At 63.4% G+C, this 5,838-nt stretch carries 2 protein-coding genes and 6 pseudogenes; 3 read left to right on the forward strand and 5 right to left on the reverse strand.

Annotated features, from left to right (window positions below; translation table 11 throughout):
• Positions 1 to 1,130 (forward strand): annotated as a pseudogene (locus EOA86_RS40410) (helix-turn-helix domain-containing protein); the annotation flags it as partial.
• Positions 1,131 to 1,157: 27 nt separating this feature from the next.
• On the opposite strand, the pseudogene EOA86_RS18990 reads toward EOA86_RS40410, so the two are convergent.
• The 3 genes and pseudogenes from EOA86_RS18990 to EOA86_RS19000 form a co-directional block, all read right to left on the reverse strand.
• A pseudogene (locus EOA86_RS18990) lies at positions 1,158 to 2,417 on the reverse strand (IS66 family transposase); the annotation flags it as partial.
• Positions 2,418 to 2,516: 99 nt separating this feature from the next.
• Positions 2,517 to 2,861, reverse strand: a complete 345-nt coding sequence (gene tnpB, locus EOA86_RS18995) for an IS66 family insertion sequence element accessory protein TnpB (protein ID WP_091597957.1) — start codon at positions 2,859 to 2,861, stop codon at positions 2,517 to 2,519.
• An 8-nt stretch (positions 2,862 to 2,869) separates the two neighbouring features.
• On the reverse strand, positions 2,870 to 3,199 hold the full coding sequence (locus EOA86_RS19000) for a transposase (RefSeq protein WP_236473631.1): 330 nt from the start codon (positions 3,197 to 3,199) through the stop codon (positions 2,870 to 2,872).
• 209 nt (positions 3,200 to 3,408) lie between these two features.
• On the opposite strand from EOA86_RS19000, the pseudogene istA reads away from it, so the two are divergent.
• Together istA and EOA86_RS40415 are read left to right on the forward strand one after the other, a co-directional pair.
• Positions 3,409 to 4,974, forward strand: a pseudogene (gene istA, locus EOA86_RS19005) (IS21 family transposase).
• Positions 4,934 to 5,210 (forward strand): annotated as a pseudogene (locus EOA86_RS40415) (ATP-binding protein); the annotation flags it as partial. The pseudogenes istA and EOA86_RS40415, both read left to right, overlap by 41 nt.
• A 60-nt stretch (positions 5,211 to 5,270) precedes the next feature.
• Here the strand turns inward: EOA86_RS40415 and EOA86_RS19015 are convergent.
• Positions 5,271 to 5,750: pseudogene (locus EOA86_RS19015) on the reverse strand (IS110 family transposase); the annotation flags it as partial.
• A pseudogene (locus tag EOA86_RS19020) lies at positions 5,751 to 5,838 on the reverse strand (transposase); the annotation flags it as partial. It lies immediately after the preceding pseudogene.

Here is a 5,838-nt window from a genome sequence, read left to right on the forward strand (position 1 = left end):
TCCCCAGACCCTCCGACGGCAAGAAGATGGTGTCCTTCGACTGGGTTCCGATCCGCTACCGCAACGTGATCTCGATCCTGAAGAACCCATTCTACGCCGGCGCGTATGTCTATGGTAAGAGCGAGAAGCGCACTGAGATCGTTGATGGCCGCGTTCGCAAGAGCTATGGCCTGCATGTCGTTCAACGGCTTTCGCACCGACGCGGCGGTGGCCCGCGAAGCGCTGGAGGCGGTTGCGCCGATGGCGATCGAAGCGGCGTTGGAGGCTGAACGGATGCAACTGGAGAGCGAAGCCAAGCGGCGGCAGATGATCGAGATGGACCTGCAGCAGGCGCGCTATGAGGCATCGCTCGCCGAGCGCCGCTATGCCGCTTGCGACCCGGAGAACCGGCTTATTGCGGCCCAGCTCGAGAGGAGTTGGGAAGCCACGCTCAGGCGCGTGGAGACCTGCGAGGCCCGGCTGAGCGAAGTCCAGCGTGTGGAGCCTGTCGACGCGGTTCCGGACTTCACGGGCCTCGCCCAGGATCTCGAAGCCACCTGGAATGCGCCGGGTGTCGACATGCGCTGTCGTCAGCAACTGCTGCGCGCGCTCATCAAGGACATCGTGGCGGATGTCGATGACGATGCGCGCGACGTGATCTTGACCATCCACTGGCATGGAGGCCAGCACTCGCAGGTACGGGTTCGCAAGCCCAAATCCGGAGAGCATGGCCAGCGTACGCCTGAGGAGGCTCTGGCGATCATGCGGTCCATGGCAACCCGATGGTCGGATGCCGAAATCGCTGCCACACTCAATCGCATGGGCATGCAAACCGGTCAGGGAAAGACCTGGACGGCGCGACGCGTCCAATCGCTGCGCACGGTGCACAAGATCAGCGGCTATCGCTCTTCGACAAGAATGGCGAGTGGCTCACCATGTCGGATGCGGCCGCGAAGCTCGGCGTGTCGCACGTCAAAATCCGCCGGTTCATCAGGGATGGCCTTTTGCCGGCCGAGCAGGTCATGCGCGGCGCGCCCTACCAGATCCGCGCCAGTGACCTCGAAGACGAACGGATCAAGGCCGATTTGGCGCGCAATACTCCGAGTCGCATCCACGACGACAACCAGGAATCGCTGTTTTCCGCCATTTAAAAAGGAGGTGCATAATGAATCGGTCTTCGCAATTGGACGGATGGCGCGCTCGACGACGTTGGAGTCGATCTCGATCGGACCGTTGTCGAGGAATCTTGTCAGATCTTGCCAGCGCGAGAGCGCGTAGCGGATAGCTTCCGCCAGCTTGGTCTTCTGGCTGATAAGGGTGAGTTGCTGCCTAAGCCACGGCTCAAGGGCATTGATGACGGGACGGCTTCTCTCCTGCCGGACGGCGCGGCGTTCGTCGGCGGAACGACCGCGGATATCGCTCTCAATGTGGTAGAGTTGGGCGATGCGGGTGAGCGCCTCCGTCGCGATCGGCGCGGGCCGGACTGCGCGAGCTCATAGAAGCGGCGACGCACGTGCGACCAGCAAAAGGCCAAGCTCACGGCGTTGCGTTCGGCCAATGCCTTGTAACCCGCGTATCCGTCGACCTGCAGGGTTCCGACAAAGCCCTGAAGATGCCGGATCGGCTGTTCGGCCTTGCGGTCCGGAGCGTAGAGATAGGCGACGCCGGGTAGGTCCATTCCGCCCCAAGGTCGGTCGTCTCGGGCATAGGCGAACCAACTGCCCCGTTTTGGTCCGCCCCCGGCCCGGATCAAGCACAAGCGCAGTGGTCTCGTCCGCGAAGAGCTTGTCTGAAGCCTTCAGCCGCTCGAACAGCCGCTCATGCACAGGGCGAAGCAGGAAAGCTGCCTTGCCCACCCAGTCGGCGAGTGTCGAACGGTCGAGATTGACGCCCTGGCGGGCGTAGATCTGGGCCTGGCGATATAGGGGAAGGTGGTCGGCATACTTCGACACCAGAACATGAGCCACCGTGGCCTCTGTAGGAATGCCGCTTTCGACGAGACGTGCCGGCGCTGGCGCCTGCACGACCACCTCTTCGCAGGCCCGACACGCATACTTCGGTCGACGGGTGACAATCACCCGGAACTGGGCGGGCACGATGTCGAGACGCTCGGAGACGTCCTCGCCCATTACATGCAACTGGCCTTGGCAGCACGGACAGATCTTGTCGGCGACGTCGATTACCTGCTCGACGCGCGACAGATGGCCGGGCAACGAGCCGCGGTTGGCGCGACGCTTACGAGCCCTGGCATCACGCTTTGAGGGGTCCGCGGCTTCCGCGCTGGCGAAGCCCTCCGCCTCTACCTGCTCGGCTTCCTCCAGCCCCAGAAGCAGCTGGTCCTCAGGCAGGCTCTCCGCCCTTCGCCCGAAGCGATAGCGCTGCAACTCCTTGATGATTTGGCGGAGCCTCTCATTCTCCGCACGCGCGGCCAGAAGCATCGCCTGAAGCGCATGAGGATCGTCGGGTAGGGCAGCGGCCGCGTCGGTCACGAAGCGGATTCAAGCATGGATTCCAGTGATTTGGCAATAATGCAATGGTCAGCTCGCCGTCGTTGGAACACGCATCTCGCGCGTCTCGTGCACCCGCCGCCAGTCGAGGCCTTCCAGGGGTGCCTGCAACTGTGCCGCCGTCAGTCGCACGACACCATCGGTAATGCCCGGCCAGCAGAACTTGCCATCCTCCAGCCGCTTGGCGAACAAGCATACGCCCGTGCCGTCGAAGTAGACGAGCTTGATGCGGTCAGCCCGCGTGGCCCGGAACACGTAGACCGTGCCCGAGAACGGATCCGCGCCCATCGCCTCGCGCACGAGCGCTGCCAGAGCTTCCGCTCCCTTGCGGAAGTCGACCGGCTTCGTCGCCACCATGACCTTGACCGCTCCCATTGGCCCGATCACGACGTTGCTCTCAGCGCACGGATCACCGCTGCAACCGTCTTCGAATCCGCCCCACGACCCACCCTCATTGCGATGCCGTCGATCTCGAGCTCGATCACACCAGCGTCTCGAGCCGGCTCCCGCTTTCTAGGCTGTGGCCGATGCTTCGCCGCAGGCTTCGGAAGCGCTGCCGTCACCACCGCCGGCACGAACATGGATTCCGATATCGCTGTCTCCCCCATCGGCCGGCGAGCAGCCCGACGCCAGGTGAACAATTGCTGCGGGGCAAGTCCATACCGGCGTGCCACAGCACAAACCGTCTCGCCCGCCTCGTCGCTCTCCGCCACTATCCGGGCCTTCTCCTCCGGCGGCCACTCACGCCGCCGACCCGAACAGTGAAGATCTCCAGCCGACGGACCGGCATCCTCGTCCTTGGACTTTGTGATTTTTCGTGGAATGAGGACCCTGTTTGAGGGGTGATTTTCGTCCAAACGGGACCCCTTAACGTGGGGTCATCAAGATGCCTCCGGTTTGATCGGAGGCATTTGCGTTTTGGATGTTGGTTGTGGAGACGATTGCAAAGATTCGCCGGCTGTCGCTGGTGCAGGGGAAGTCGATCAAGGCGATTTGCCGGGAGTTGAAGATCTCCCGGAAGGTGGTGCGCAAGGTCCTGCGTTCGAGCGAGACGGAGTTCCGCTACGAGCGCAAGCATCAGCCTTATCCCCGGATGGGAGCCTGGCGTGAGAAGCTGGATCTGCTGCTGTCGGCAAACGCGGCCAAACCGCAGCGGGAGCGGCTGACGCTGATCCGTATTTTCGAGGAGCTTCGCGGCCTCGGCTATGACGGCAGCTACAGTTCGGGGTGGCGGCATGCTCAGAGCTGGGCGGCGGATCGCGGCAGCGCCGTGGCCGAGGCCTACATTCCGCTGAGTTTTGCACCTGGCGAGGCCTACCAGTTCGACTGGAGTCACCGAGATCGTCCTGCTCGACGGCGTGACGGTGACAGTGAAGGTCGCGCACATGCGGCTCTGCCACAGCCGCATGTTCTTCGTGAGGGCCTATCCGCGCGAGACGCAGGAGATGGTGTTCGACGCGCATGACCGGGCGTTCGCCTTCTTCCGTGGCGCCTGCACGCGCGGCATCTACGACAACATGAAGACGGCGGTGGACGCGATCTTCATCGGCAGGGATCACCGCTACAACCGCCGCTTTGCGCAGATGTGCGGGCATTACCTTGTCGAGCCGGAGGCCTGCACACCGGCGGCCGGCTGGGAGAAGGGGCAAGTCGAGAACCAGGTCGGGCTGGTGCGCGAGCGCTTCTTCACACCGAGGCTGCGCTTCAAGACGTTGGAGGATCTCAACGGCTGGCTGGCCGACAAATGCGTTGCCTAATGCCAAGGCGCGTCGGCATCCCGAACAGGGTGAGCGCACGATCTGGGACGTACTCGAAGAAGAACGCGCCAGCTTCATTCCCTATGCCGGTCGCTTCGACGGCTACCATTGCATTCCCGCGTCGGTGTCGAAGACCTGCACGGTGCGCTTCGACAACAACAAATACTCGGTGCTGTCGAGCGCCGTCGGCCGGCCGGTCGAGATCCATGCCTATGCCGACCGGATCGTCATCCGCCAGGATGGCGCGGTCGTCGGCGAGCACGCACGCTCTTTCGGCCGCAACGAGGTCGTCTACGATCCCTGGCACTACGTGCCGGTGATGGCCCGCAAACCGAACGGCCTGCGCAACGGCGCGCCGTTCCGGGCCTGGGTTCTGCCGTCAGCCATGGAGAAGGTGCGCCGCAAGCTCAAGGCTGCCGATGACGGCGACCGGCAGATGGTGTCGATCCTCACTTGCGTGCTGACCGACGGATTGAACGCGGTCGAGACGGCCTGTCAGGAAGCGCTCGAGCATGGTGTCTCATCGGCGGCGGTGATCCTCAACATCCTGGCCCGCAGCCGCGATCCGGCGCCGGGCACGATCCTTTCCATTCCACAGGCCCTGACCCTAGCTCACGAGCCGGTCGCCGACTGCGCCAGCTATGACAGTCTCAGGAGGACAAACGGAAACGCACCGAGGTTCTGGAACTGATGGGGGCGCTGAAGCTCTACGGAATGCGCAGCGCCTATGACGAGATCATGGGCGTCGCCATCAAGCGACGGCACGAGCCGCCCAGGATTGTCGGTGATCTCTTGCAAGCCGAGATATCGGAGAAGCAGGCCCGCTCCATCAAATACCAGTTCGCCGTCGCCAAGTTGCCGCTGGCCAAGGACATCGACGACTTCGACTTCGCCGACACGCCGGTCACCGAACCCCTGATGCGCGATCTCGCCCGGCGGCGCCTTCGTTGCCGATCAGCGCAACGTCCCGCCGCATCGGCCGGATCTCGCTGTGCGGTGATGGCAACGTCTTTCGCGGGGTCTTGCTTGCCGGAATGTCGATGGTCGCGGTGTAGGCCAGCGCCACGACCGGGCCGACACCGGGGATCGACATCAGCCGGCGGCAGACCTGATCATTCCGGACGATCACCAGAAGCTTGCGGTGAAGGGCGGCAGGATTCCGGCGCAGCTTGCTGCGCGCGTCGAGCAGCGGTTCGATGATCTCGGCCAGATCGGGCATGCCATCGACGAGTTCACGGATACGTTGTTCGAATTTGACGGCACCGACCATGCCAACCTTGAGCCCGAAGTTGCGCAAGAGCCCGCGGATGTCGTTGTCAATGGCGATCGCTTTTTCCTGCAGCAGCTTGCGCGCCGTCAGCAGCGCCCGGCGCTTCTGGCTTGTCATTGTCTTCACATGCACCGGGCGGAACAGATTGACCCGCATCATCTGAGCGATCCCGCGGGCATCTATGCGATCGGATTTGTTCGGCTGCGCTTTCAGGAATGCCTTCGTGTGCCGGGTCTTTGTCTCTCCAGTCGATCGCTCGCCCGGAACGAGGCCGAGGTAGCCCATGAGCTGGCGAGGGCTCTCAAAACGGCTCACGTCGCCGACC

This window comes from Mesorhizobium sp. M5C.F.Ca.IN.020.32.2.1, from assembly GCF_004023105.1.
Lineage (GTDB): Bacteria > Pseudomonadota > Alphaproteobacteria > Rhizobiales > Rhizobiaceae > Mesorhizobium > Mesorhizobium wenxiniae.

What these genes read in the sequence shown, in the direction of transcription:
- tnpB (WP_091597957.1), bottom strand. Translation starts at nt 2,861, where the DNA reads ATGGGAGCGGTCAAGGTCATGGTGGCGACGAAGCCGGTCGACTTCCGC.